The following is a 26,795-nucleotide window of genomic DNA, read 5'->3' on the forward strand; positions in this document are numbered from 1 at the left end:
GCAATGCGTCCTAACAAGGAACCTTCTTACAAGCATGGCATGATCGCCAGAACGGCTGTCGTGCTGGTCAACCTCGGCACACCCGATGCACCGACGGCGCCAGCCTTGCGGCGCTATCTGAGGCAGTTCCTGTCCGACCCGCGCGTGGTCGAGATCCCCAAAGCGGTCTGGTGGTTCATTCTGAACGGCATCGTCCTGCCGTTCCGCTCGTCGAAATCGGCGGCCAAGTATGCTTCGATCTGGACCAAGGAGGGCTCGCCGCTCCGGGTCCACACCGAGAAGCAGGCCAGCCTCCTGCGCGGTTATCTGGGCGAGCGCGGTCACGACGTACAGGTCGTCCATGCAATGCGTTATGGCCAGCCCGGCTTGCCGGAAGTGCTGGATAAATTGAAGGTCGACGGCTGCGACCGCATTCTTGTCCTGCCCGCTTACCCGCAGTATTCCGGCACCACCACCGCTTCCATCTTCGATGCGGTATTCAAGCATTACTCGCGTGTGCGCAATGTTCCCGAACTGCGGCTGGTCAAGCATTATCACGACCACGAAGGCTATCTGCTGGCATTGAAAAAGGCGATTCTCACGTATTGGGATATGCATGGCCGACCCGACAAACTGGTGATGAGCTTTCATGGCGTGCCGAAACGCACGCTGATGCTGGGCGATCCGTATCATTGCGAATGCCACAAGACGGCACGTCTGCTCGCCGCCCAATTGCAGCTTGGCGCGGAGGAGTATGTGGTGACCTTCCAGTCGCGTTTCGGCAAGGCGGAATGGCTGCAACCGTATACCGCACCGACCTTGAAGGCGCTTGCAAGGGAAGGCAGGCGGCGCGTCGACGTGATTTGTCCAGGCTTTATCAGCGACTGCTTGGAGACGCTGGAAGAAATCGCGATGGAAGCGAAGCAAGACTTTCTTACTGCCGGCGGCAAGGAATTCCATTACATCCCTTGCCTGAACGAAGACAATGCCTGGATTTCAGGAATGGCTGAAATTGCCGAGCAACACATGATCGGATGGCCGACGGTGCTGACCCCACTGATGCGCGATGACCTGCGCAAGGAGGCGGAAGTCTCGCGTCAGCAAGCCACAAGTCTTGGCGCGCGCGAATAGGTAGGAATAGGTAAAGAGAAAACGGCGCCAAATGACGGCAAAGGTCGACGGCCCGCACTGTCTGAAGCGATTCAATCAACAAGCGGCCAAGCGATAATGCAGCACTGCTGCGGGTGCCCGGCTTACAAAAGCGGCATCAGATCCGTACTGCAAATCCAGGCAGTCGCGAGCAGGACATAGGCGACGATAGACAGCGAAATAAGTGGAAGTTTCATGATCTCTGCATATCTGCATGCGGCCACGTAGAAGGCCGCAATGCCTGTAAATTCATGCTAGTACCATCCACGCAAAAATAAAGCAGGTCGAGGGGTAAAGAGTGTAACAAGGCTTAACTTTTAGATAAGCCGACTGGCATTCATCTACGACGGCGTTTGGGTGATTCATCGGAGCATTCAAAATCCCCCTTGAAAAAGTATGGAATACCCTCATGTAGTAAGGCAATTATCGCTAAGTCATTGATTGTTGGAGATTTTTTGTGATGCAAGATCAAGAGAAAATGCAAGAACAGGTGGAACAGTCCACTCAGCCGCAAGAAACCGTGGCAACAGAAGCGCCGGCTCCGCAGGTCGACAATTCGCTGAATGAAAAGCTGGCCGCCGCGGAAGCCAAGGTTGCCGAGCTTCAGGATGCTTTTCTGAGAGCCAAGGCGGATACGGAAAATATCCGTCGCCGTGCGCAGGAAGATATCGCCAAGGCGCACAAGTTCGCGATCGAGAGCTTTGCTGAAGCGCTGGTGCCAGTGAAGGACAGCCTTGAAATGGCGTTGAAACTGGAAACGCCGGCGGTAGAGTCGCTCAAGGAAGGCGTTGAAATGACGCTGAAACAGTTGTCGGCCGCCTTTGAGCGTAATCGCTTGCTCGAAATCAACCCGATGGCGGGCGACAAACTCGACCCGATGAAGCATCAGGCTATTTCCATGGTTCCTGCGGAGCAGGACGCCAATACGATCGTCAGCGTACTGCAAAAAGGCTACATGATTTCGGATCGTTTGCTGCGCCCTGCACTGGTCACGGTAGCGCAGTAAGCGACCAGGCATCAGGGCCTGAAAGATGGCCAAAAGCGTCTGAGCAGCCGCAAAAAAATGAAAAACCGGCGGCAAAAAGTCTTGAAACAGGCGCTTTGTTCCACATATTCAACGCATTAGAAATCCAGATTTTTAAAAGGACAGATTATGGGCAAGATCATTGGCATTGACTTGGGTACGACCAATTCCTGCGTCTCCGTCATGGAAGGCGGTACCTGGAAAGTCATCGAGAATTCCGAAGGTTCACGCACCACGCCATCCGTGGTTGCTTATCAGGATGACGGCGAGATCCTCGTCGGTGCGCCGGCCAAGCGCCAGGCCGTCACCAATCCGACCAATACCCTTTACGCAGTCAAGCGTCTGATCGGTCGCAAGTTCGACGAAAAAGAAGTGCAGAAGGACATCAACCTGATGCCTTACAAGATCGTCAAGGCAGACAACGGCGACGCCTGGGTGGAGGTACGCGACAAGAAGCTCGCGGCGCAGCAGGTTTCCGCAGAAATTCTGCGCAAGATGAAGAAGACTGCCGAAGACTATCTGGGCGAAGAAGTCACCGAAGCCGTGATCACCGTGCCGGCTTACTTCAACGATGCGCAGCGCCAGGCGACCAAGGACGCCGGCCGCATTGCGGGCCTCGACGTCAAGCGCATCATCAATGAGCCGACTGCGGCTGCGCTGGCTTTCGGTCTCGACAAGAGCGGCAAGGGCGACCGCAAGATCGCCGTGTACGACCTCGGCGGCGGTACCTTCGATATCTCCATCATCGAGATCGCGGACGTCGACGGTGAAATGCAGTTCGAAGTGCTGTCGACCAATGGCGACACCTTCCTCGGCGGCGAAGACTTCGACCAGCGCATCATCGATTACATCATCGACGAATTCAAGAAAATCAACGGCCTCGACCTGTCGAAGGACGCGATCGCGCTGCAGCGTATCAAGGCTTCCGCCGAGCGCGCGAAGATCGAGCTGTCTTCTTCGCAGCAGACTGAAATCAACGAGCCCTACATCGCAATGGTCAGCGGCGCACCCGTGCACCTGAACATGAAGATCACGCGTGCCAAGCTCGAATCGCTGGTCGAAGAATTGATCACCCGCACCATCGATCCTTGCCGCATCGCGATCAAGGATGCCGGCGTCAAGGTTTCCGACATTCAGGACGTGATCCTGGTGGGCGGCATGACCCGTATGCCGAAAGTGCAGGAAAAGGTCAAGGAATTCTTCGGCAAGGATCCGCGCAAGGACGTCAACCCGGACGAAGCCGTCGCTGTCGGCGCGGCGATCCAGGGTTCCGTTCTGTCGGGCGATCGCAAGGACTTGCTGTTGCTGGACGTGACTCCGCTGTCGCTCGGTATTGAGACACTGGGCGGCGTGATGACCAAGATGATCCAGAAAAACACCACGATCCCGACCAAGTTCAGCCAGGTGTTCTCGACTGCCGACGACAACCAGCCGGCCGTGACAATCAAGGTGTACCAGGGCGAGCGCGAAATCGCGACCGGCAACAAGCTGTTGGGCGAATTCAACCTCGAAGGCATCCCGCCGGCACCGCGCGGCATTCCGCAGATCGAAGTGACGTTTGACATTGACGCCAACGGCATTCTGCACGTCGGTGCGAAGGACAAGGCATCGGGCAAGGAAAACAAGATCACCATCAAGGCGAACTCCGGTCTGACCGAAGAGGAAATCCAGAAGATGGTGAAGGACGCCGAGCTTTACGCCGACGAAGACAGGAAGCTGAAGGAACTGGCCGACGCGCGTAACCAGGGCGATGCGCTGGTACACTCGACCAAGAAGGCATTGACCGAGTACGGCGACAAGCTGGACGGCGGCGAAAAGGAAAAGATCGAAGCAGCGGTCAAGGATCTGGAAGAAGCCCTCAAGGGTAACGACAAGTCCGATATCGACGCCAAGGTCGCCGCCCTGTCGACTTCCGCCCAGAAGCTCGGTGAGAAGATGTATGCCGACGCGCAGGCGCAGCAGGCAGGCGCCGACGGTGCGGCAGGTGCAGCCGGCGCGGCGGGCGGTGCTTCCGAGTCCAAGGCCAAGGAAGAAGACGTGGTCGATGCCGACTTCAAGGAAGTCAAAGATAAATAACCCAGTCACGCGGCTCGCGCCGTGCTGACCCGCCGAGCCGAAGATCGCGCTGCGATTCTCGACTCGGCTTTTTTGCTTAAATTCAGGATGCCGACAACATGGCAAAGCGCGATTTTTACGAGGTACTTGGTGTAGCGAAAAACGCCTCGGAAGATGAAATCAAGAAGGCATATCGCAAGCTTGCGATGAAATACCATCCGGACCGCAACCCGGACAGCAAAGGTGCGGAAGATAAATTCAAGGAGGCGAAGGAAGCCTACGAGATGCTTTCCGACGGCAGCAAGCGCGAGGCATACGACCGTTATGGTCATGCCGGCGTCGATCCCAACATGGGCGGCGGTGGCGCAGGCGCCGGATTCGGCGGCTTTGGCGACGCGTTCGGCGACATCTTCGGCGATATCTTCGGACAAGGTGCGCGTGGCGGTCGCAGCGCCGGACCGCAGGTCTATCGCGGTGCCGACCTGCGTTACAACCTCGAGATCTCGCTGGAACAGGCGGCACACGGCTATGACACGACCATTCGCGTACCGTCCTGGGACGGATGCGATACCTGTCACGGCTCGGGTGCCAAGCCGGGCACCTCGCCGACCACATGTACTACCTGTGGCGGCCAGGGTCAGGTGCGGATGCAGCAAGGCTTCTTCAGCATTCAGCAGACTTGCCCGAAGTGCCATGGCACCGGCAAGATCATTCCTACCCCCTGCCCATCGTGCAGCGGCGCGGGACGCATCAAGCGCAACAAGACCCTGGAAGTAAAGATCCCTGCCGGCATCGACGACGGCATGCGTATCCGTTCTTCCGGCAATGGCGAACCGGGCATGAACGGCGGTCCGCCGGGCGACCTGTATGTCGAAATCCGGATCAAGCAACACCCGGTATTCCAGCGCGATGGCGACGATCTGCATTGCGAGATTCCGGTGTCGTTCGCCAAGGCGGCGCTGGGCGGCGAAGTTGAAGTGCCTACATTGAATGGCAAGGCTTCGTTCACGCTTCCGGAAGGGACCCAGTCGGGCAAGACCTTCCGTTTGCGCAGCAAGGGTATCAAGGGAGTACGTTCGGGTTATGCGGGAGATCTGTTCTGCCACGTTGTGGTCGAAACTCCAGTCAAGCTCACGGATCGGCAGAAAGAGCTGTTGCAGGAGTTCGAGCAGCTGACCAACGCAGGCGGTTCAAAGCACAGTCCGCAAAGCAAGTCATGGAAGGACAAGGTCAAGGAGTTCTTCGAATAAGAGACGCCGCGCAAGCGTTTTGTGCGGTTTCCATCCAGCTCCATCAAGAAAGCCGCCGTCCCTTATGGGCCGGCGGCTTTTTTCATGAAAATTCGTGAAAACATGAATAAAAGAAACGGTTATTAGAGGTACGTCTCTATTTTTTCTCCGGATAATAAAACGCTCGTTCGTTCTTTTATGTGCCTACCCACATTCTTTCCCGGAGTAGATATGAAATCTGGCTTTTGCATTACCCGCGCACTTGCCGCCGTCGGCATCGCTGCCGCCATGATGTCAAACTCTTCTGCAATGGAAGTCGGCGGAATCAAACTCGATGACAGCGTGCGCCTTGCGAACCAGGATCTCAAGCTCAACGGTGCCGGCATTCGCTACAAGGCAATCTTCAAGGTATATGTTGCCGGTCTCTATCTCCCGGAAAAGAAAACATCGGTGCCCGACGTCCTTTCCGCGCCGGGCGCAAAACGGGTGACCATTGTCATGTTGCGCGACGTGAGCAACGAAGAACTGGGGCGCGGCTTCATGACCGGAATCAATCAGAACAGCGACAGGGCCGAAAAAACAAAATTCATCGGCCAGTTGCAGAAATTCGGCGAAATCTTCGCTTCCATCCCCGAACTGAAGAAGGGCGACGTACTGACCACCGACTGGATTCCGGGCAACGGCACGGTCATTCATGTCAATGGCAAGAAAGTGTCCGACGTGCTGCCCGATCCCACGTTCTACAATGCCTTGCTCAAGATCTGGCTGGGCGACAAGCCGGTTGACGCTGGACTGAAGCCTGCCATGCTTGGCGAAAAGCCGGAACAGTCGCAGCGCGGCAATAGCTGACACGATCTGAGCGCCGCCTTCCCATACCGCGTTCAACAGGCGCTTCATCCTGCCTTGCGATGGCCGCTTTCTGCGGCCATCAAGTTTGCATCTGTATAATTCCATCTGCGCATGGCGATTTCGCCTGCGCACTTCATCGGCCTCCCTACAGACCTTGATCGACGCGCCCTGATGGTCAGCGTAGTGATCGCGCATGGACGGGAGCGCCAGGATCGACGCGATGACAGCCCTGCCGATATACGCCAACATGGTGATGGTGCGCAATCGACCGTGCAGATTATTTCTGTACGCGTCCTTGCATACCGCTTGGCTGCGCGCTCATTGAACCTCTGGACAAGGCATCATGACGACACCGAACGACAACTCACTGGAACACCTGTTCCGCAACAACCGCAACTGGGCAGCGTCCATCGTGGCGAAAGACCCCGATTTTTTCAAAAAGCTTGTAGCCCAGCAATCGCCGGAATACTTGTGGATAGGCTGCGCCGACAGCCGTGTCCCGGCAAATGAAATCGTCGGGCTGCTGCCGGGCGAACTGTTCGTGCATCGGAACGTGGCCAATGTGGTCGTGCATACCGATCTGAACTGCCTGTCGGTACTGCAATTCGCGATCGATGTGTTACGCGTCAAGCACATCATCGTCAACGGCCATTACGGCTGCTCCGGCGTGCATGCCGCGCTGGCGCGCCGGCGCATCGGACTGGCCGACAACTGGCTGCGCCATGTGCAGGACGTGCATCAGAAGCACGAACGCTATCTCGGCGAAACGCTGCCGACCAAGGTGCGTCAGGACCGTCTATGCGAATTGAATGTGCTGGAACAGGTGGCCAACGTATGCCAGACCACCATTGTTCAGGATGCATGGGAGCGCGGCCAGCCCTTGTCCGTCCATAGCTGGATCTATGGCTTGCATGACGGGCTCGCGCGCGATCTCGGTTTGACTATCAGTAACGCGGATGAGCTTGCTGCCAAGCTGCCGGCTTGTTTGGCACGCTACGAAAATCCTTCTGAATGACTATCCGACCTTGATCCGGTCGCGGCCATATCAGCATACGGCCGGATCTTTGCTTCAAACACCGCCTTCAGAAACAATGCTCTGCGGCAGGGAATGATCGATCCTTGACCGCAGCGATATAGCCACGCACCGCTGCCTCGATGCTGGTCTGTCCATCCATGAAGTTTTTCACGAAGCGCGCCTTGCGTCCGGGGAAAACGCCGAGCATGTCGTGCATGACCAGTACCTGACCCGAGCAGTCGACACCCGCACCGATGCCTATGGTGGGCATGGCCAGCAACTCAGTCACTTCCTTGCCCAGTGCGCTGGGAATGGCTTCCAGCACCAGGATCGATGCTCCCGCTTCCTGCAGCGCGAGCGCATCCGCCTTCAGCTTTTCCGCACCTTCAGCCGTCTTGCCCTGCACCTTGAACCCGCCCAGCTGATGCACCGATTGCGGAGTAAGACCAAGATGCGCGCAGACCGGCACCGCGCGCTCGGTCAGAAAACGCACCGTATCGACCAGCCAGGCGCCGCCTTCCAGCTTGACCATCTGGGCGCCGGCCTGCATCAGCTTGACGGCATTGTCGAATGCCGTCTCAGGCGTTGCATACGTGCCGAACGGCATGTCGGCAATCAGCAACGCGTGCTTGTTGCCACGGGCAACCGATGCCGTATGGTAGGCGATGTCGGCCAGCGTAACGGGCAGGGTGGAACTATGTCCCTGGCAGACGTTGCCAAGCGAGTCGCCCACGAGCAGCGCATCCACGCCGCAACGGTCCATCAATGCCGCAAAGCTGGCGTCGTAACAGGTGAGCATGGCGATTTTTTCGCCTGCGGTGCGCATCGCCAGCAGCGATGGCGCGGTGACTGCCTTGACTCGGCCAGCCGGTTCGGCTTCTTGCAGATATCCCGCCATGATGATTATTCCCCGAGATTGAAAAATTCCCGCTTGCCGCGCATCGTGTCGATCCGCTTGAGAAGCAGGTGAAAGTCGTCGTCGCGCTCGATCGGATTCAGGTTTTCCGTATTCACGATCAGCAGCGGTGCGGCGTCGTAATGATAAAAGAAACGACTATAACTTTCACAGAGCCGGTAAAGGTACATTTCCGAAATGCCCGCTTCCATCGGAATCCCGCGCTTGCGCACGCGCTCGACCAGCGTTTCCGGCTGCGCCTGCAGATAGATCACCAGGTCGGGTATCGGTGCCTGCGGACGCAGGTGATCGTAGAGCTGCTGATACAGGTTCAACTCGTCGTCGCCGAGCGTAAGGCGGGCGAAGATAGGATCTTTGTCCAGCAGAAAGTCCGACACCACACGTGCATTGAACAAGTCAGTCTGTGCCAGCTCGCGTAACTGGTTCATGCGCTGGAACAGGAAAAACATCTGCGCCGACAGCGCGTAGTGTGTCGGATCGCGATAAAACTTTTCCAGGAAGGGATTGTCCTGCGGCTGCTCCTGCAGCGTGTGCGCGTGAAAGGCTTCGGCCAGCTTGCGTGTCAGCGTGGTTTTGCCGGCGCCGATAGGGCCCTCGACAACGATGTATTTGTAGCGATCGATACTCATGAACGGAAGATGAAGTAAACGGCGCCAACCAGGCAGAGCGCGGCCCAGACATAGTCCAGCTTGAATGGCTGGTTCATGTAAATCATGGCAAAGGGCACGAACACCGACAGGGTGATCGCTTCCTGCATGATCTTGAGTTGCGCCAGACTGAATTCGGTATAGCCGATGCGGTTGGCCGGGACCTGCAGCAGGTATTCAAACAGCGCGATCGACCAGCTGAGCAGCGCCGCCACCCACCATGGCTTGCTGGCGAGATTTTTCAAATGACCATACCAGGCCACCGTCATGAAGACATTCGACAGAGCCAGCAGACCGACTGTCTGGACGGATATCGGGATTTGCATCGCTTAAATTTTTTGGATCTTTTGCCCGGAGACGCCGGGCACGAAGGTATGCGCAGCGCCCCGGCCGGGAATATGGACAAAGGGATCCACCTGCAGCAAGGGAATGAGCACGAAGGCCCGCTGTATCATGCGCGGATGCGGCACGGTCAGCACATCGCTCGATATGATCTCTTGCCCGTACAGCAGAAGGTCAAGGTCCAGGGTGCGCGGCGCATTTGGATAAGGGCGTTCGCGTCCGAACGCATTTTCCATTGCCTGCAGATGGCCCAGTAGTGCAATCGCCGTGAGCGTGGTATCCAGCTTGGCTACCGCATTGACATAGTCGTCACCACCGGCATCCACCGGCGCCGTCCGAAACAGGCTGGAGCGCGCGGCAAGCGTCGTCGATGGCAGTTGCCCGAGTCCGGCAATCGCACGCTCGACCTGTTCCTGCGCATCGCCCAGATTGGCGCCTATGCCGATGTAGCAGGCCGTGCGCACTACGCTCATTGCGGACTGCCTTCGGCCGGAGTGCTTTTCTTGTTGCGCCCGCCGCGTCGACGACGCTTTTTCGGCGCCTGGCTGTCGCCTTCCGCTTTCGGCTTCCTGGTCAGCAACTCTTCGCGCTCGGCGCCATCGGCCGCCATGAACGCAGTCCACCATTCGCCGATCTCGGCATCGATCTCGCCGGATGCGCAGCGCAGCAGCAGAAAATCGTAGCCCGCACGCAGGCGCAGATGTTCCAGCATCTTGTAGGGCGACTTGCCGGCACGGCGTTCGAAGCGCGGCTGCATGGCCCAGATGTCGCGCATGTCGGTCGCGATCTTGCGCTGCAAGGCCAGCTTCTCGGTTTGCGTATTCAGCACGTCGTCGGCGGCCAGATGCAGCGCCGGAATCGGATATTCGCCGGCGGCCTGATAGGCGTTCCATTTTTCCAGCACCTGATGCCAGAGCAGGGCGGCGAATAGGAAGCCCGGCGACACCGGCTTGCCTTCGCGTACTCGCTGGTCGGTCCCGGCAAGCGCCAACGTGACGAATTTTTCACCCAGCGGCTGTTCCAGCACGACATCCAGCAAGGGCAGCAAGCCGTGGTGCAAGCCTTCCTTGCGCAACTGCTGCAGGCAAGCCAACGCGTGGCCGCTCATCAGCAGCTTGAGCATTTCATCGAACACGCGCGCGGCCGGCACATTATTGATCAATGGCGCCATGATCTGGATCGGCTCACGCGTGTCCGGAGCAATATCGAACCCGAGCTTGGCGGCGAAGCGCACCACGCGCAGCAGGCGCACTGGATCTTCGCGATAGCGCGCTTCCGGAATGCCGATGATGCGCAAGGTCTTGTTGCGGATATCGGCAATGCCCTGATGGTAGTCGAGCACTTCCTGGCTGGCCGGATCGTAGTACATCGCATTGATCGTGAAATCGCGCCGCACCGCGTCTTCGTGCTGTTCGCCGAAGGTATTGTCGCGCAGTACCCGGCCATGTTCATCCTTTGGCGCACTCTCCGCCGACGCGCCACGGAAGGTGGTGACTTCGATGAGGTCCTGGCCGAACATCACGTGCACGATTTGAAAGCGCTTGCCGATGATGAAGGCACGGCGAAACAATTTTTTGACCTGTTCCGGGGTCGCATTCGTCGCCACGTCGAAATCCTTGGGCTTGATGCCCAGCAGCAGGTCGCGCACCGCGCCGCCGACGACGAAAGCCTTGAATCCGGCATCCTGCAGCGTTTGCGTCACGCGTATGGCGTTGGACGACAGCAGTTGCGGATTGATGCCGTGGTCCTTTGCGCCAAGCACGACCGGCTTGTGGTGGCTGGGCGCTTTCTTCTTTACGCCAAGTATGCGATTGATGAACTTTTTAATCATTCGAACAGGGAGAGGATGGGCCAGCCTTGTGCCTGGGCATGGGCTTTCAGCAAGGCGTTCGGGTTGGTGGCGACCGGGTGGGAAACGGCGGAAAGCAAAGGAATGTCGTTTTGCGAATCGCTGTAAAAATAACTGCGCTCGAAGCTGGACAGGGTCTTTCCTTGCGCGCTCAGCCATTCATTGGTGTGCATGACCTTGCCGGGGCCGGAGGTCGGGATGCCGTGCAGCTTGCCGGTAATTTCGCCTTCCGGCGTTTCGACCGGCTCGGCCGCGATCAGATTGGTCACGCCCAGGGCTTGTGCGATCGGTGCGGTCACGAAGCGGTTGGTGGCCGTGATGATGACGACTTCGTCGCCCGCGTCCCGGTGGCGCGCGAGCAGATCGAGGGCAGCCGGCCTGATGCCGGGACGGACGACTTCATCCATGAATTGCCGGTGCCAGGCATCGAGTTGCCGGCGCGGGAATTGTGCGAGCGTGCCGAGTGCGAATTCCAGGTATTCAACCGGATCCAGCTTGCCGGCTTCATACTGCGCATAGAAAGCCGCATTGCGGCGGGCGAATTCGTCGGCGTCGACAGCGCCGATGCGAACCAGGAACTGGCCCCATTCGTAATCGGAGTCCAGCGGTATCAGAGTATGGTCGAGATCAAACAGGGCAAGATTCATTATGCTTTTGGTTCACCTTCGAGTTGCAGCAGGCTGCGTAACAGGGGCAACGTGATCGGGCGCTGGGTTTCCAGGGAATATTGGTCCAGCGCATCGAGCATGGCCGACAAGGAACGCATATCCCGGCGGAAATGGGTGATCAGGTAGGGTAACACGCCCGGCGACAGGTTGACGCCGCGCGCTTGCGCCGCCTGCGTCAGGGCGGCAATCTTTTCGTCGTCGGACAGACCGTGCAGCTGATAGATCAGGCCCCAGCCCAGGCGGGTACGCAAGTCTTCGCGCAACGCGAGTCCGATCGGCGGCTTGTCGCCGGCGCTGACCAGCAGGCCGCCGTTTTCCTTGACCTGATTGAATAGCGCAAAGGCAGCAATCTGCGTCTCGCTCGACAACAGATGACAATCGTCCATCAGGTACAGGCCGGTGCCAGTGTCGTACAGGTAATCATCCACCGCCGCGCCGGCGGGGATGTAGCGTGCGCCATTATTGCCTGCCATGGCATGCAGCAAATGCGTCTTGCCGGACCCCGCTTCGCCCCAGAGATATACGAAACGGTCGGATGGCAAGGCGGCGGTATTTGCTGCAAAAGCGCGCAGCAGCTGGATCAGCTCTGCATTCCTGCCTATGACGAAAGAATCGAGGGTTTGCGGCTTTGACGCACCCAGGTCGAGCAGCATTTGCCTCATGACGCTTGACGGAAGCTGCCGTATTGGTTGGGTTTCTGCTCGGAATGGAAAGAAAATGGCATGAAACTGGAAGCTTGGACGGATCGGTTTGTTAAAATAGCGGTTTGGTCGCCGGATTTTGGCCCCCAACCGCCTATTTTACCGCCTCTGCACCTATTCCTATCATGAGTTCCACTTCCAACGTCCCCCTTTCCTACCGCGATGCCGGTGTTGATATCGATGCCGGCGATGCCCTGGTCGAAGCGATCAAGCCCTTTGCCAAACGTACGATGCGCGAAGGCGTGCTCGGCGGCATCGGCGGCTTCGGCGCGCTGTTCGAGATCAGCAAGAAATACAAGGAGCCGGTACTGGTATCCGGCACCGACGGCGTGGGAACCAAGCTCAAGCTGGCATTCCACCTCAACAAGCACGACACGGTCGGTATCGATCTGGTTGCGATGAGCGTCAACGACATCCTGGTGCAAGGCGCGGAACCCTTGTTTTTCCTCGATTATTTCGCCTGCGGCAAGCTTGATGTGCCGTCCGCGACCGATGTGATCAAGGGTATTGCCAAGGGCTGCGAACTGGCCGGCTGCGCGCTGATCGGCGGCGAAACCGCCGAAATGCCGAGCATGTATCCGGATGGCGAATATGATCTGGCCGGTTTTGCGGTCGGCGCGGTAGAAAAGTCGAAGCTGATCGATGGCAGCAAGATCGTACCCGGCGATGTGGTCCTGGGCCTGGCTTCGTCGGGTGCGCATTCGAATGGCTATTCGCTGGTCCGCAAGATCATTTCCGTCGCCCAGCCCGACCTGAATGCCGACTTCCACGGCCGTCGCCTGGCCGACGTGCTCCTCGAACCGACACATATCTATGTCAAGCCATTGCTGGCGCTGATGCAATCCCTGGAAGTCAAGGGCATGGCGCATATCACCGGCGGCGGACTGGTGGAAAACGTGCCGCGCGTATTGCGTGACAATCTGACAGCGGTATTGCAGCGCGATGCATGGACGATGCCCCCCTTGTTCACCTGGCTGCAGCAGCATGGCAACGTGGCCGACGCGGAAATGCACCGCGTATTCAATTGCGGCATCGGCATGATTGTCATTGTGTCCAAGGAAAACGCCGACGCGGCGATCGCACAGTTGCAGGCCGCCGGCGAAACCGTCAGCCGGATCGGCGAAATCCGTGAACGCCAAGGCCAGGAAGCACAGACCATCGTGCTGTAATTGCAGGCATCAAGGCTTGAAAAGAAAAGGCGCCAATCGGCGCCTTTTCTTTTGGAGAGTCTTCAGTGCTGTTGTCGCGGCCGATTCTGCTCGGCCAAAGTCTGCAGCGGCGCCGGATCGGCATTCGGCGCGGCGATGGCGGCCGGTGGCGCGACACGAACCGGCTGGCTGCGCGACTCCATGGTGGAAAGCGCATTCGGCGACGTATCGGTCGCCGCATTCCATACCGGGTCGTCAATACCTTCGAAAACCGCCTTGAGCTGTTTGCCCCAGGTGGTGCGAATCATGTGGAAATACTGGTTCTTTTCATCGATTGTCACAAAGCGGGTCACGGAAAACTTGTCCGCCTCGTAGATCAGCAGATCCAGTGGTAGTCCGACCGAGACGTTCGAGCGCAGTGTCGAATCCATGGAAATCAGCGCGCATTTCGCCGCTTCATCGAGCGGCGTGGTGGTACTGATCACGCGATCGATGATGGGCTTGCCGTATTTGGCTTCGCCGATCTGAAAATAGGTATTTTCGTTATGCGATTCGATGAAATTGCCGGCCGAGTACACTTGGAACAGGCGGCAGCGCTCGCCCTTGATCTGGCCGCCGAAAATCAGGCTGACATTGAAGTCGATGCCGAATTCGCGCAATGACTTGGCATCCCGTTCATAGACGGTTCGCACCGCTTCGCCAACGATCTGTGCCGCTTCATCCATGGTCGACGCGGTCCAGATGCTTCTGCCGCCGACAGCGCTGCGATCCGCGATGATCTGGCGCACCGATTGCGAAATGGACAAGTTCCCGGCGCTCATCAGCACCAGCATACGGTCGCCGGGGTTTTCAAACACCGTCATCTTGCGGAAGGTGCTCACTTGGTCCACGCCCGCATTGGTACGGGAATCGGACAGGAAAACCAGCCCCGCTTCGAGGCGCATGGCGACGCAGTAAGTCATGATTGCAATACGGAATGCAAAATCCAAATTCTACAGGAAGCATTCTGCCTTCCCCGTGGAATCCGGATTCACTCCCTAATTTTTTGCTGCTTACGACATCGTAGCCACGGTTGGTAATACCAATCCTGACCCATAACGTGACAAATGAAATCGATGGATTTTTTCGTCTGGCAAGGCGCACTCGTCGTCAATAGCAGTGCTATTGACGACGAGTGCAACGCAGGCAGGCGGAAAAAGACGCGATTTCATGTCACGTTATGGGTCAGGATTGGTATAAGACCTCAACCCGGACACTGAGCGATTCATTGCCGCCGCCGCGCCGCACGCCACGGATCGGCGCCGCCGAATCATAGTCTCGCCCGATGCCAAGCCGACAATGCGATGCATCTGTGAAGCGCGCATGCGTCACATCGATGCTTACCCATCCGGAAAACCCGTCTTCATCTACCCACACATCGACCCAGGCATGGCTTTCCGCATGTGACGAGTCGCCGGGATCGATGTAGCCGGATACATAACGGGCAGGAATGCCGTGCACGTGGCAGCAGGCCAGGAAAAGATGGGCGTGGTCCTGGCAGACGCCTTGTTTCAGACGCAAGGCTTCTGCCGCGGTCGAGGTCACCACGGTGGCTCCGGTCTGATACAGCACCGCATCCTGGATGGCATCGGCAAGTTCGAGCAACAGCATGCTGTTTGCGCCTGCACCGGTCCGCAAGCGCGTATGCGCAAATTCCGTCAGCGCCGCATCGGCTTCCGTCAGGCGGGTCGGCACCGTAAATACCAGCGGCGAGAAATCGACCGGTGTCGCAAGCCGGCCGCGATCCAGCGCGGCAACGTCAACCGTGCCGGACGCGACGATACGCACTTCATCATGCCGGCCGCAGATGGTCAGCATATGGCATCGATTGCCGAAAGCGTCTGCGAAGTCGTGCATCCGGCCGGTGCTGCTGATGTTCCAGGACAGCAGGCGCTGATGCGGTTCCACGCGCGGTGTCAGCCGCAGCTGCTGAATGGTGTAATTGAGCGGCGCCGTGTAGTGGTACACCGTCTCATGGCGTATGGAAAGTGGCATGGTCAGGCGGCCAGCGGAACGAGGAAATCGCGGCTGACACGATTGCCCAATTCGTACACGCGCTCCAGAAATTGCGTCAGATAATCATGCAGGCCTGCTTTCAGGATTTCCTGAATATTGCCGAACTTCAGTTCTGCATGCAGGCGTCCGGCAAACCGCTCGGTATCGGACGATACATCGTTGTGAACATGCTGCAGATTGTTGACGACTTCTTCCAGGCAGGCGAGCAGCGAACGCGGCATATCGCCGCGCAGCATCAGCAGTTCGGCTACGCGCTCGGGTGTGATCACGTCACGGTATACCTTGCGGTAAATTTCAAAGGCCGAGACAGAGCGCAGGATCGCTGCCCAATAATAAAAATCCCGTTGCGCTTCTTCTTCTGGATGCGCATCGGTTTCGGTGGTCGACTGGGTGCCGTGAAACTTGACATCGAGAATACGCGCCGTGTTGTCGGCCCTTTCAAGAAAGGTGCCGAGCCGGATGAAATAAAAGGCCTCGTCCTTGAGCATGGTGCCTATCGTCACGCCGCGCGACAGGTGCGAGCGATATTTCACCCATTCAAAGAACTGGCTCGGGTCGTTTTCCAGCCAGCCGTTGCGCAGTTTGCTCTGCAGGTCGAGATAAGTGGCGTTCTGGGTTTCCCAGACTTCGGTGGTCAGCGTGCCGCGCACCGCGCGCGCATTTTCCCGGGCCTGGGTCAGGCATGAAACGATGGATGAAGGATTGTCCGGATCGCGCACCATGAAGTCGAGCACGTCCTTTGGCGTGAGCAATCCGTATTTGTGGTCGAATTCACTCAGCAATTCAGAAATGCCGAGCATGGCGCGCCAGCCCTGTTCAGCCGCTTCGGCCGATTGCGGCAGCAGCGCGGTCTGCACATTCACGTCCAGCATGCGTGCGGTGTTTTCCGCACGTTCGGTATAGCGGGCCATCCAGAATAAATGGTCTGCGGTGCGACTCAGCATGTCATCTCTCCAAAACCCAGGTGTCCTTGGTGCCGCCGCCTTGTGACGAATTGACCACCAGCGAGCCTTCGTTCAAGGCCACGCGGGTCAGGCCTCCCTTGACCATGGATACGGTTTTTCCTGATAGCACGAAAGGGCGCAGGTCGATATGGCGCGGCGCGATGCCGGCATCGACATAGGTAGGGCAGGCCGACAAGGCCAGCGTCGGCTGTGCGATGTAACCGTCCGGCTTGGCAAGCAGGCGCTGCCGGAACGCTTCGATTTCCGCCTTGGTCGATGCCGGTCCGACCAGCATGCCGTAGCCGCCTGCGCCATGGACTTCCTTGACGACCAGTTCCGGCAGATTGTCCAGCGTGTACTGCAGGTCTTCCTGCTTGCGACACTGGTAGGTCGGCACATTGTTCAGGATGGGATCTTCCGACAGATAGAACTTGATCATGTTCGGCACGTAGGGATAGATCGACTTGTCATCGGCCACGCCGGTACCAATCGCATTGGCCAGCGTGACCCGTCCGGCGCGATATACCGACAGCAGTCCCGGCACGCCCAGCGATGAATCGGGGCGGAAGGCAAGCGGATCGAGGAAGTCGTCATCGATGCGCCGATAGATCACATCGATGCGCTTCGGACCGCGCGTGGTGCGCATGTAGACTGCATTATCGTCGACGAACAAGTCCTTGCCTTCCACCAGTTCAACGCCCATTTGCTGCGCCAGGAAGGCATGCTCGAAATAGGCCGAGTTGTACATGCCTGGCGTCATGACCACGACGGTTGGATCTGACACGCCGACCGGCGCGACCGAACGCAGGTTATCCAGCAGCATGTCCGGATAGTGCGCGACCGGCGCGATCTTGTAATGCGCGAACAGTTCGGGGAAGAGGCGCATCATCATCTTGCGGTCTTCCAGCATGTACGACACGCCGGACGGCACGCGCAGGTTATCTTCCAGCACGTAGAACTCGCCTTCGCCAGCACGCACGATATCGACGCCGGCAATGTGCGCATAGATGTCGGACACCACCGAAATACCCTGCATCTCGGGGCGGTATTGGGCATTGCGGAAAATCTGCTCGGCCGGTACCACCCCCGCCTTCACGATATTCTGATCATGATAGATATCGTGAATAAACATATTCAACGCCTTGACGCGTTGCACCAGGCCGGCTTCCAGCTGTGCCCATTCCTTGGCCGGAATGATGCGCGGGATGATGTCGAAAGGGATCAGCCGCTCGGTGCCGGCGTCGTTTCCATAGACCGCAAACGTGATGCCCACCCGGCGGAATATGAAGTCGGCTTCGGTACGCTTGCGGTCTATGACCTCCGGCGGCTGCGTCGACAGCCAGTCCTGGAAGCGCCGGTAGTGGGTTCGGACAGAAGCTTCGTCCGCATACATCTCGTCGAAAAAGTTCGGCATGGCTTTGCTTGGATGGTTATGCAATCAGCTTAGCGCAGACGTTGCCGTCCGCGCTGAGTTTGATCATGGTTAATGCCAGAAACGTGCCAGTAAGGAAGTTTCCGCTGCTTTTCCGTGCGTGACCGACCTTGTTATGGCAAGCGGATATGGTCGACCAAGGCTTCGGTGCGCCGGTCCGGTGCGGCGGTGCACAGGCTGGCCAGCGCGATAGCCAGGAAGCCGGCAGGCACGCCGAACACGCCGGCGGAGATCGGGGCGATCCCGAACCACTGATTCAAGGATGAGCCGCCGAGTGCCGGATAGGTGCGGATCATGTAATACACGCATACGGCAAACCCGACCAGCATGCCGGCGATTGCACCCTGCTGGTTCGCCCGTTTCCAGAAAACGCCCAAAACCAGGGCGGGGAACAAGGTGGATGAAGCAAGCGAGAAGGCAGCGCCCACCATGGACAGGATATCGCCGGGCTTCAGCGAAGCTGCATAGGCGGCGATCAGCGCCACGACCAGCAACAGCAGTTTCGAGATCGTCACACGCTTCTGGGTGGATGCCGTCGGATCCACCGTCTTGTAATAAATGTCGTGCGACAGAGCATTCGAAATGGTCAGAAGCAGTCCGTCGGCAGTCGACAACGCGGCTGCCAGCCCGCCGGCCGCCACCAGTCCTGAAATCACGTAAGGCAGGCCGGCGATCTCGGGCGTCGCCAGCACCACGATATCGCCATCCATCACGATCTCGGCCAATTGCACGATGCCGTCACGGTTCATGTCGGTGATGGTGACAAGCGGATTGATCTTGTCCACGCTCGCCCAGTAGGACACCCAGGACGGCAGTTTGGAGAAGGGAGTGCCAACCAGCGAAGTGTAGATATCGTATTTCACCAGCACCGCCAGCGCCGGCACCGTGATGTACAGCAGCATGATGAAGAACAGCGTCCAGAATACCGATTTTCGTGCCTGCCGCACCGTGGGCGTCGTATAGAAACGCACCAGAATATGGGGCAGGGCGGCCGTTCCCATCATCAGGCACAGGACCAGCGCCAGGAAGTTGTTGCGCTTGGTATCGGATGCTTTCTGGGTCTTTCCGGGAAAGGGCGTTTCATGGGCGACCACTGGTTCCGAGCGCGCCAAGTTGTAGGCCTTTGCTTCGCGCCATTTGCGTTCGGCCTCGGCCACATCACGGGGATACGCCGCCAGCGTTCTGCCGGCGGCCTTTATTTCGATCAGCGACGCATTGCTGCGCTTGAGATCCTCGACATGGTGCTGCATGTCGACCAGGCCGTCTTCCCATGATTTGGGCAGGTTCTTCAGGCGATTGTCATATTCGGCCGCGCGTTGACGGAAGATATCGCGCACCTGCTGTTCCATCGGGTCGCTGTTGAGTTCCTTTTCGCGTTCGCTGAGCTTGGAAAGCGCGGAGCCATAGGCCAACTGCGGAATCGGGACGTTGGTATGCTTGACCGACAGCCACATCACCGGAATCATGTAGGCAATGATGATGATGATGTACTGCGCGACCTGGGTCCATGTGATCGCCCGCATGCCACCCAGAAAGGAGCACACCAGGATACTCGCCAGGCCGAGGAAGATGCCCACCGAAAAATCGACCCCGGTAAAGCGCGAAGTAATCAGGCCGACACCATAGATTTGCGCAACCACATAGGTAAACGACACTACCACGGTTGCAATGACTGCAAGCACGCGCACGATATTGCCGCTATAGCGCCCGGTGTAACGCGCCGCGAGAAAGTCCGGAATGGTGTATTGCCCGAACTTGTTGAGGAAGGGGGCAATCAACAGCGCCACCAGACAATAGCCGCCGGTCCAGCCCAGGATGTACGCCAGCCCGTCGAAACCCATGACGTACAGGCCGCCCGCCAGACTGATGAAGCTGGCTGCCGACATCCAGTCTGCGGCGGTTGCCATGCCATTGAATAATGGCGGCACGCGTCTTCCCGCCACATAGTATTCGGAAACATCCGAGGTGCGGCTGATCACCCCGATCCCGGCATACAGCACGATGGTCGAGAACATGAACATGTAGCCTATCCACGCACGCGGAAACCCTTCTTTCTCGAGGATGGCCAAGGCGATCAGGAATACGATGAAGCCGAGCGTGTACCAGCTGTAATAGATAGAGAGGCGGCGTGAAAACGATTTATTCGGCATCGGCAGGCTCATCGTCAAGCAGCCGGTCGAGGCGGCTCATGTGTTGCATATAAACGGCGACAATCACTAGGTACAACACCGTCAAGCCCTGGCCTGCCATATAAAAGGAAAATGGCCAGCCCAGGATGGTAAAGCCGGATAGTTCGCGCGCGAAGAAAGTCAACCCGAACGTCATCGAAAACCATATCGCAATCAGCACGCCGGTAAAACGCCGCACGCGGCGCCAATACAGGGCGCGGCGATACAAGACGGTCTGGGCATCCATCAGCCGATATCCTCGATGAAGTCGGGCCGCTGTTCCATGCGCAGGATGACGCGGAACAGGCTGCCCGGACGCTTGGGATCATGGCAATGCGGGTTGTTATAGATTTCGACCGTCGCTCCGTGCTGCTGGGCGATCTCGCGCACGATCGACAAACCGAGGCCGCTGCCCTCGACATTGCTGCCCAGGATGCGATAGAAACGCTCGAAGACGTGGCCGCGCTCGGCCGGTGGAATGCCTGGGCCGGTGTCCTCGACTTCAAGTATCGCCTGCTCTTCGGTCACGTTGGCACGCACGCGTACCGTGACGCTGCCGCCTGCCGGGGTGTACCGCAGCGCATTGTCGATCAGATTACTGAGCAACTCGCGCAGCATTACCGCGTTCCCCGTCACCATGATCGGGTGGCCGGGCTGTTCGAAACCGAGATCGATACGCTGGGTGAAGGATTGCTGCACCCAATCGTGCACGACATTGCGCGCCAGTTCCGACAGTTCCAGCGGCATGAGCGGTTTGGATTCCGGTGTCTCATTTTCCGCGCGTGCCAGGGCCAGCAATTGATTGACCAGGCGTGTCGCCGTTTCCGAGCTTTTTGATAATTGTTCGAGGGAGCGGTGGATTTCATCCGGACGGGTTTCGCGCAACGCCAGCTCGGATTGCATGCGCATGCCGGCCAGAGGCGTCTTCATCTGATGCGCAGCGTCGGCAATGAAGCGCTTCTGCATTTCTATGCTTTGCGATAGGCGCTCAAGCAAGTCGTTGAGCGACCGCACGAGCGGAGAAATTTCTTCCGGCACCTGACCTGATTCGATCGGACTCAAATCATCCGGCCGTCGGGCACGGATGCGTTGCTGCAGTTCCGCCAGCGGCGACAAGCCCCGTGACAGTGCGAACCACACCAGGGCCAAAGCGATGGGCAGGATGATGAACTGCGGCAGGATCACGCCCTTGATGATTTCATTGGCCAGTTGGGCGCGCTTGTCCAGCGTTTCGGCCACCTGTACCAGTGCCACATACGGCTCTCTTGCCTTGGGCGCATTGCGCGAGCGCCTGAGATCGACATACACATAGGCGACCCGCACCTCGGTGCCGCGCATGGTATCGTTGCGCAGCTTCACCGCACCGGTCGGCGGTCGTTCCTCATCGACGGGCAGCGGCAGATCATCGTCGCCGTCGATGAATTCCCCCTTGGGACCGATAATCTGAAAAAAGACATTGTCGATATCATCGGCGCGCAGGATATCGCGCGCGGGGCCCGGCAATTGCGGCACCACTTTGCCGTTGACTTCCTTTACCTGCTGGGCGAGAACGATCACATTGTCGTCAAGCGCGCGGTCGAAAGGATGGTTGGCGATCGATTTGGCGACGAGATAAGTGATGGCAATGCTCATCGGCCACAGCAACAGTAGCGGTACCAGCATCCAGTCGAGGATTTCTCCGAAGAGAGAGCGCTGTATATGCTCTTCCGGTTGGGTCGCAACATCGTCATAGGCCGCGAGCGGAGACAGTTCGGAAGCGGTCGGGCTGCCATCCTCACGCGGGGTGTCGCTCATGAGTCGGATCAGCTTGATGCCGGCGCACCATGTGCCGCAGCATCGGAATATTTCTCAAGGCAATAACCAAGGCCGCGCACCGTCGCGATCCGTACGCCGCCCAATTCGATCTTCTTGCGCAGGCGATGCACATACACTTCGATGGCGTTGTTGCTGACCTCTTCGCCCCACTCGCACAAGTGGTCGACCAGCTGTTCCTTCGATACGAGGCGGCCGGTGCGCTGCAAAAGCACTTCCAGCAGGCCGAGTTCGCGGGCCGACAAGTCCAGCATCTGCTCGTTCATGTAGGCGATACGTCCGACCTGATCGTAGGATAGCGGCCCATGCTTGATGACCGTAGGGCCGCCGCCGGCGCCGCGCCGCGTCAGCGCGCGCACCCGTGCTTCGAGTTCCGACAAGGCAAACGGCTTGGCCATGAAATCATCGGCACCCAAGTCCAGTCCCTTTACCCGCTGTTCGACCGAATCGCCGGCTGTAAGAATGAGCACCGGCAGGTGTGAATTACGTGCGCGCAGCCGGCGCAGCACTTCCAGACCCTGCATTTTCGGCAAGCCAAGATCCAGGATCAGCAAGTCGAAATCTTGGGTGGAGAGTGCGGAATCCGCTTCCAGGCCGTTTTTCACGCAATCGGTCGCATACCCGGATTGCCGCAAGGAGCGAGTGAGGCCATCGGCTAGTACACTGTCGTCTTCGGCAAGAAGGATGCGCATGATAGAAAGAACCGCAATCTAAGATAAGTAAGTCTATTGCCTTTAATCCATGTCGGCAAGGCGGCTGATTCCTTGGAGGCGGCAGCCACGCCTACCATCTTAATAAAGTTTGTCGGGATTGGAAAATCCTGCTTGCATCAATCACTGTTTTTTTATACAGTATGCCTTGTGACGTTGAAAGGCGCCTCAATATCCGAGACTCGCTATTCATTAATATTTAACCGTCGAAAGAACACTGTTATGGACGAAAAGAAAGCAGCGCAAAATCCCGAAAAAAGCAAGGCTCTTGCGGCAGCGCTTGCGCAGATTGAAAAGCAGTTTGGCAAGGGCTCCGTGATGCGCATGGTGGACGGCGCCGTTGCGGAAGAAGTGCAGGTGGTTTCGACGGGCTCGCTCGGTCTCGATATCGCACTCGGCGTTGGCGGCCTGCCACGTGGCCGTGTCGTTGAAATCTATGGTCCGGAATCTTCCGGTAAAACAACGCTGACCCTGCAGGCAATTGCAGAGATGCAGAAACTTGGCGGCACCTGTGCCTTTATCGATGCCGAACATGCGCTGGACGTGGTGTATGCCCAAAAACTGGGTGTCAATCTCTCTGAGTTGCTGATCTCTCAGCCTGACACAGGCGAGCAGGCGTTGGAAATCTGCGATGCGCTGGTGCGCTCCGGTAGCGTCGACCTGGTTGTTGTCGACTCGGTAGCGGCATTGACGCCACGTGCGGAAATCGAAGGCGACATGGGCGATTCCCTGCCTGGCTTGCAAGCGCGACTGATGTCCCAGGCGCTGCGTAAATTGACAGGCAGCATCAACCGTACCAATACCCTCGTTATCTTCATCAACCAGATTCGTATGAAGATCGGTGTGATGTTCGGTAATCCGGAAACGACGACCGGCGGCAATGCGCTGAAGTTTTACGCCTCCGTGCGTCTGGATATCCGCCGCACCGGTTCCATCAAGTCGGGCGACGAAGTCATTGGTAACGAAACCAAGGTGAAGGTAGTCAAGAACAAAGTCGCTCCGCCGTTCAGGGAAGCGCATTTTGACATTCTGTACGGAGAAGGTACTTCCCGTGAAGGCGAGATCCTGGATCTGGGCTCTGAAGCAAAGATCGTCGAAAAATCGGGCGCCTGGTACAGCTATAACGGCGAACGGATTGGGCAAGGCAAGGACAATGCACGCAACTACCTGAAAGAGCACCCGGAACTGGCTCGCGAAATTGAAAATAAGGTACGTGCATCGCTGGGCGTTCGGGAATTGCCCCCAACTGCAGCCGAAACTGCTACCGCATCAGACTCCGAGTAACCAGCAACAATGACGTGATTGTGTAGGGCGCATACCTGGTGCTCCCACACATCCTTAACTGCTTACTTCACGTGAAAGAGCCCGCGCCTGTCGCCGGAATATTTCATTGGCGTGCGAAGCAATGGCACCTGAATGCAGTGCTATGCTGCATTCAGATGCCATTATCGAGCAGCCTGTGGCACGAATGGCAATCCTTGTGGGTCGCGAGCCGCAAGGGCCAAACGGCCACTTCTTCCGGAGGTTGCGGAAGCCGATGAATTTTTAGCGCATATATCATGGCAAAATTGCAAATGAGCCTGAAGGCGCGGGCTCTGAAGTATTTATCCGCACGTGAACACAGCCGACTGGAACTAGGCCGCAAGCTGGCGCGCTATGCGCAGGATGGCGACGACATCGAAGCTTTGCTCGATTGGCTTGAAACATCCAAATTTCTATCCCAAACACGTTTTTCCGAATCGCTGATTCATCGTCGCGTAGCGCGCTTCGGGAATTCCCGTATCTTGTCCGAGCTCCAAATGCATGGCATTGCCGGCGATGCGCTTGGAGATATCAAAGCCAGCCTTTCGCAAGATGAGGCTTCCCGTGCGCGCGAAGTGTGGAGCAAGCGTTTCAAACAAGCGCCAGCCGATGCGGTCGAGCGTGCAAAGCAAATGCGCTTTCTGCAGCAACGTGGTTTTTCCAATGCTGCGATTCAGGCGGCCATGCGTGCCGCTGAAGAAGATGCAGACACGCTATAACCCTTCCAAGCCTGTAAGTGCAAGATATACCTTTTACCCAAGGTCTGGATATTCGTTGCGTGAATGACATAATCAAGAAGTTCTGTCATTTGTGCAAAAGCTTCCCCTCGCCAGCATTCTTCCCGTCTGAAAATACCAGGATGGCGATTCGCGCAATTCCTGTGCTACACTTTCGTGGTTTTTGCAGCGCCGCATGAGCGGCTGCTGTCGTAGAAACTGCGACAGCGACACGCAAATGCGGCAATTTTTATAGCCGCTTCACAGGCATTGGTCGTTATGCCCTTATCTCCGCCGTCTTCCCGCCGTGCGTTAAAGCACACGCGCGCAATCCAGATCGAAGCGTTCGCTCGCGACGATGGCTTGTGGGATCTCGACGCGCATATCTCCGATATCAAGACACGAGACAGCAAGCTTGCCTCAGGCATCCGCCAGGCAGGTGACCCGATCCATAGTCTCTACCTGCGCATCACCATCGACTTGCAACTGAATGTGGTCGAAGCCGAAGCTGTCTCTGACGCAGTACCGTATCCAGGCCATTGCGACGCCATAGGCCCCGACTATAAAAAGCTGATTGGCCTGAACCTGATGAAAGGGTTTCGCGACGGCGTCAAACGGCGGCTGTCCGGCACCAGCGGTTGCACGCATCTCACGGAGCTGGCGCAAGTGTTGCCGACCGCTGCCATTCAGGCTTTTGCCGGCGATGTCATCGACACCCGCGACGGCGCTTCCACGGACGACCAGACTCATAAGCCATTTCAATTAGACCGCTGCCATGCCTTGCGCACGGATGGCGAAGCGGTCGCGAAGTATTACCCGCGCTGGGCGGTAAAACCACAGGCAGTATCCGAATCAAGTTAATTTCAACAAGGTTATTTTTACTAAGCGTCTGAAGGGAAGCTCGCATGAAAATCCATGAGTATCAGGGCAAAGAAATCCTCCGTAAGTACGGAGTGACGGTTCCGCGCGGTATCCCGTGCTTTTCCGTAGAAGAAGCGGTCAAGGCGGCCGAAACTCTTGGAGGCCCGGTCTGGGTCGTCAAGGCGCAGATCCACGCGGGTGGCCGCGGCAAGGGCGGCGGCGTCAAGGTGGCCAAGTCGCTCGACCAGGTCAAGGAATACGCTGACGCGATCATGGGCATGCAGCTCGTCACGCACCAGACCGGCCCGGATGGTCAGAAGGTACGTCGCCTGCTGATCGAAGAAGGCGCCGACATCAAGAAAGAACTGTACGTCAGCATGGTGACCGACCGTGTCAGCCAGCGCGTGGTCTTGATGGCCTCCAGCGAAGGCGGCATGGATATCGAAGAAGTCGCGGAAAAGCATCCTGAACTCATCCACAAGGTCGTGATCGATCCGGCTACCGGCCTGACCGATGCCGATGCGGATTCCATCTCCGCCAAAATCGGCGTACCGGCCGGCTCCATCGCCGATGCACGCAAGCAACTGCAAGGCCTGTACCAAGCCTACTGGGAAACCGATTCCTCGCTGGCCGAAATCAACCCGCTGATCCTGACCGGCGACGGCAAGGTCATCGCACTCGACGCCAAGTTCAATTTCGACTCCAATGCACTGTTCCGTCGTCCCGACATCGTCGCGATGCGCGATCTGGACGAAGAAGATCCGGCGGAAGTCGAAGCTTCCAAGTTCGATCTGGCCTACATTTCCCTCGACGGCAACATCGGCTGCCTGGTGAATGGCGCCGGTCTGGCCATGGCCACCATGGACACCATCAAGCTGTTCGGCGGCGAGCCGGCCAACTTCCTCGACGTCGGCGGCGGCGCGACAGCAGAGAAGGTCACTGAAGCCTTCAAGATCATGCTGAAGAACCCCGGCCTCAAGGCCATCCTGGTCAACATCTTCGGCGGCATCATGCGCTGCGACGTGATCGCCGAAGGCGTGATCACCGCATCCAAGGCCGTTTCCCTCAAGGTGCCGCTCGTCGTGCGCATGAAGGGTACCAACGAAGACCTCGGCAAGAAGATGCTGGCCGAATCCGGCCTGCCGATCATCTCGGCCGACACCATGGAAGAAGCCGCGCAGAAGGTCGTTGCTGCGGCCAACGGAAAATAATCGAGGGAAGATA

26 protein-coding genes are annotated in these 26,795 nt (G+C 57.9%); 11 read left to right on the forward strand and 15 right to left on the reverse strand.

Annotation, left to right across the window (positions count from 1 at the left end):
- The first annotated feature begins 3 nt into the window (after nucleotides 1-3).
- The 6 genes from hemH (at nucleotide 4) to can (ending at nucleotide 7,300) form a co-directional block, all read left to right on the forward strand.
- Complete coding sequence (hemH, locus tag D3871_RS04470; protein ID WP_119767802.1) at nucleotides 4-1,110, forward strand: ferrochelatase; 1,107 nt, start codon at nucleotides 4-6, stop codon at nucleotides 1,108-1,110.
- Nucleotides 1,111-1,588: 478 nt separating this feature from the next.
- On the forward strand, nucleotides 1,589-2,134 hold the full coding sequence (gene grpE / locus D3871_RS04475; protein WP_274381745.1) for a nucleotide exchange factor GrpE: 546 nt from the start codon (nucleotides 1,589-1,591) through the stop codon (nucleotides 2,132-2,134).
- Nucleotides 2,135-2,281: 147 nt separating this feature from the next.
- Nucleotides 2,282-4,228, forward strand: coding sequence for a molecular chaperone DnaK (gene dnaK, locus D3871_RS04480; protein ID WP_119767803.1), 1,947 nt, complete (start codon nucleotides 2,282-2,284; stop codon nucleotides 4,226-4,228).
- A gap of 98 nt (nucleotides 4,229-4,326) precedes the next feature.
- Nucleotides 4,327-5,457 carry a molecular chaperone DnaJ gene (gene dnaJ / locus D3871_RS04485; protein ID WP_119767804.1) on the forward strand — a complete coding sequence of 377 codons (1,131 nt, stop codon included), beginning with the start codon at nucleotides 4,327-4,329 and terminating at the stop codon, nucleotides 5,455-5,457.
- Between the two features lie 210 nt (nucleotides 5,458-5,667).
- Nucleotides 5,668-6,285: a chalcone isomerase family protein gene (locus tag D3871_RS04490; RefSeq protein ID WP_119767805.1), complete on the forward strand. Its 618-nt coding sequence runs from the start codon at nucleotides 5,668-5,670 to the stop codon at nucleotides 6,283-6,285.
- A 343-nt stretch (nucleotides 6,286-6,628) separates the two neighbouring features.
- The gene (gene can, locus D3871_RS04495) at nucleotides 6,629-7,300 is read left to right on the forward strand and encodes a carbonate dehydratase (protein ID WP_119767806.1); all 672 of its coding nucleotides are present in this window, start codon (nucleotides 6,629-6,631) and stop codon (nucleotides 7,298-7,300) included.
- A 67-nt stretch (nucleotides 7,301-7,367) separates the two neighbouring features.
- Here can and panB read toward each other — a convergent pair whose 3' ends face one another.
- Genes panB through hda form a run of 7 tightly spaced genes read right to left on the reverse strand, consistent with a single transcriptional unit; the run spans nucleotide 7,368 to nucleotide 12,384 of the window.
- A complete protein-coding gene (gene panB, locus D3871_RS04500) occupies nucleotides 7,368-8,198 on the reverse strand; it encodes a 3-methyl-2-oxobutanoate hydroxymethyltransferase (protein ID WP_119767807.1) in 831 nt (276 codons plus the stop codon).
- Between the two features lie 5 nt (nucleotides 8,199-8,203).
- Nucleotides 8,204-8,845, reverse strand: a complete 642-nt coding sequence (locus D3871_RS04505) for a deoxynucleoside kinase (protein ID WP_119767808.1) — start codon at nucleotides 8,843-8,845, stop codon at nucleotides 8,204-8,206.
- Nucleotides 8,842-9,189 carry a DMT family protein gene (locus tag D3871_RS04510; protein WP_119767809.1) on the reverse strand — a complete coding sequence of 116 codons (348 nt, stop codon included), beginning with the start codon at nucleotides 9,187-9,189 and terminating at the stop codon, nucleotides 8,842-8,844. Before D3871_RS04510 ends, D3871_RS04505 begins: the two co-directional genes overlap by 4 nt.
- A 3-nt stretch (nucleotides 9,190-9,192) precedes the next feature.
- A complete protein-coding gene (gene folK / locus D3871_RS04515; protein WP_119767810.1) occupies nucleotides 9,193-9,678 on the reverse strand; it encodes a 2-amino-4-hydroxy-6-hydroxymethyldihydropteridine diphosphokinase in 486 nt (161 codons plus the stop codon).
- Entirely contained in the window at nucleotides 9,675-11,036 is a 1,362-nt protein-coding gene (gene pcnB, locus D3871_RS04520) for a polynucleotide adenylyltransferase PcnB (protein WP_119767811.1), read from the reverse strand. Before pcnB ends, folK begins: the two co-directional genes overlap by 4 nt.
- Nucleotides 11,033-11,701 (reverse strand): histidinol-phosphatase, encoded by a 669-nt coding sequence (locus D3871_RS04525; protein ID WP_119767812.1) that lies wholly within the window; start codon nucleotides 11,699-11,701, stop codon nucleotides 11,033-11,035. Before D3871_RS04525 ends, pcnB begins: the two co-directional genes overlap by 4 nt.
- Nucleotides 11,701-12,384 carry a DnaA regulatory inactivator Hda gene (gene hda, locus D3871_RS04530; RefSeq protein ID WP_119767813.1) on the reverse strand — a complete coding sequence of 228 codons (684 nt, stop codon included), beginning with the start codon at nucleotides 12,382-12,384 and terminating at the stop codon, nucleotides 11,701-11,703. Before hda ends, D3871_RS04525 begins: the two co-directional genes overlap by 1 nt.
- Nucleotides 12,385-12,548: 164 nt before the next feature.
- Here hda and purM point away from each other — a divergent pair, with 164 nt between their 5' ends.
- Nucleotides 12,549-13,592 carry a phosphoribosylformylglycinamidine cyclo-ligase gene (gene purM, locus D3871_RS04535; RefSeq protein ID WP_119767814.1) on the forward strand — a complete coding sequence of 348 codons (1,044 nt, stop codon included), beginning with the start codon at nucleotides 12,549-12,551 and terminating at the stop codon, nucleotides 13,590-13,592.
- Between the two features lie 62 nt (nucleotides 13,593-13,654).
- Here purM and D3871_RS04540 read toward each other — a convergent pair whose 3' ends face one another.
- The 8 genes from D3871_RS04540 to D3871_RS04575 form a co-directional block, all read right to left on the reverse strand.
- Entirely contained in the window at nucleotides 13,655-14,533 is an 879-nt protein-coding gene (locus D3871_RS04540) for a proteasome-type protease (protein WP_119769888.1), read from the reverse strand.
- A gap of 262 nt (nucleotides 14,534-14,795) precedes the next feature.
- Nucleotides 14,796-15,605 carry a transglutaminase family protein gene (locus D3871_RS04545; RefSeq protein WP_119767815.1) on the reverse strand — a complete coding sequence of 270 codons (810 nt, stop codon included), beginning with the start codon at nucleotides 15,603-15,605 and terminating at the stop codon, nucleotides 14,796-14,798.
- 2 nt (nucleotides 15,606-15,607) lie between these two features.
- Nucleotides 15,608-16,570: an alpha-E domain-containing protein gene (locus D3871_RS04550; RefSeq protein ID WP_119767816.1), complete on the reverse strand. Its 963-nt coding sequence runs from the start codon at nucleotides 16,568-16,570 to the stop codon at nucleotides 15,608-15,610.
- A gap of 1 nt (nucleotide 16,571) precedes the next feature.
- Nucleotides 16,572-17,984, reverse strand: coding sequence for a circularly permuted type 2 ATP-grasp protein (locus D3871_RS04555; RefSeq protein ID WP_119767817.1), 1,413 nt, complete (start codon nucleotides 17,982-17,984; stop codon nucleotides 16,572-16,574).
- 131 nt (nucleotides 17,985-18,115) lie between these two features.
- Nucleotides 18,116-20,152, reverse strand: a complete 2,037-nt coding sequence (locus tag D3871_RS04560) for a sodium:solute symporter family protein (protein ID WP_119769889.1) — start codon at nucleotides 20,150-20,152, stop codon at nucleotides 18,116-18,118.
- The gene (locus D3871_RS04565) at nucleotides 20,142-20,417 is read right to left on the reverse strand and encodes a DUF4212 domain-containing protein (RefSeq protein WP_119767818.1); all 276 of its coding nucleotides are present in this window, start codon (nucleotides 20,415-20,417) and stop codon (nucleotides 20,142-20,144) included. The genes D3871_RS04560 and D3871_RS04565 overlap by 11 nt, the downstream gene beginning before the upstream one ends.
- Complete coding sequence (locus D3871_RS04570) at nucleotides 20,417-21,964, reverse strand: sensor histidine kinase (RefSeq protein ID WP_119767819.1); 1,548 nt, start codon at nucleotides 21,962-21,964, stop codon at nucleotides 20,417-20,419. The genes D3871_RS04565 and D3871_RS04570 overlap by 1 nt, the downstream gene beginning before the upstream one ends.
- An 8-nt stretch (nucleotides 21,965-21,972) precedes the next feature.
- Nucleotides 21,973-22,674, reverse strand: coding sequence for a response regulator transcription factor (locus tag D3871_RS04575; protein ID WP_119767820.1), 702 nt, complete (start codon nucleotides 22,672-22,674; stop codon nucleotides 21,973-21,975).
- 240 nt (nucleotides 22,675-22,914) lie between these two features.
- On the opposite strand from D3871_RS04575, the gene recA reads away from it, so the two are divergent.
- The 4 genes from recA to sucC all read left to right on the forward strand — a co-directional run bounded on the left by recA (nucleotide 22,915) and on the right by sucC (nucleotide 26,782).
- Nucleotides 22,915-23,976: a recombinase RecA gene (recA, locus tag D3871_RS04580; protein ID WP_119767821.1), complete on the forward strand. Its 1,062-nt coding sequence runs from the start codon at nucleotides 22,915-22,917 to the stop codon at nucleotides 23,974-23,976.
- A 275-nt stretch (nucleotides 23,977-24,251) separates the two neighbouring features.
- A complete protein-coding gene (recX, locus tag D3871_RS04585; protein ID WP_119767822.1) occupies nucleotides 24,252-24,713 on the forward strand; it encodes a recombination regulator RecX in 462 nt (153 codons plus the stop codon).
- 276 nt (nucleotides 24,714-24,989) lie between these two features.
- A complete protein-coding gene (locus tag D3871_RS04590) occupies nucleotides 24,990-25,571 on the forward strand; it encodes a DUF2889 domain-containing protein (protein WP_119767823.1) in 582 nt (193 codons plus the stop codon).
- Nucleotides 25,572-25,615: 44 nt separating this feature from the next.
- Nucleotides 25,616-26,782, forward strand: coding sequence for an ADP-forming succinate--CoA ligase subunit beta (sucC, locus tag D3871_RS04595; RefSeq protein WP_119767824.1), 1,167 nt, complete (start codon nucleotides 25,616-25,618; stop codon nucleotides 26,780-26,782).
- Nucleotides 26,783-26,795 lie beyond the last annotated feature (13 nt).

The organism is Noviherbaspirillum saxi, assembly GCF_003591035.1.
Taxonomy (GTDB): domain Bacteria; phylum Pseudomonadota; class Gammaproteobacteria; order Burkholderiales; family Burkholderiaceae_D; genus Noviherbaspirillum; species Noviherbaspirillum saxi.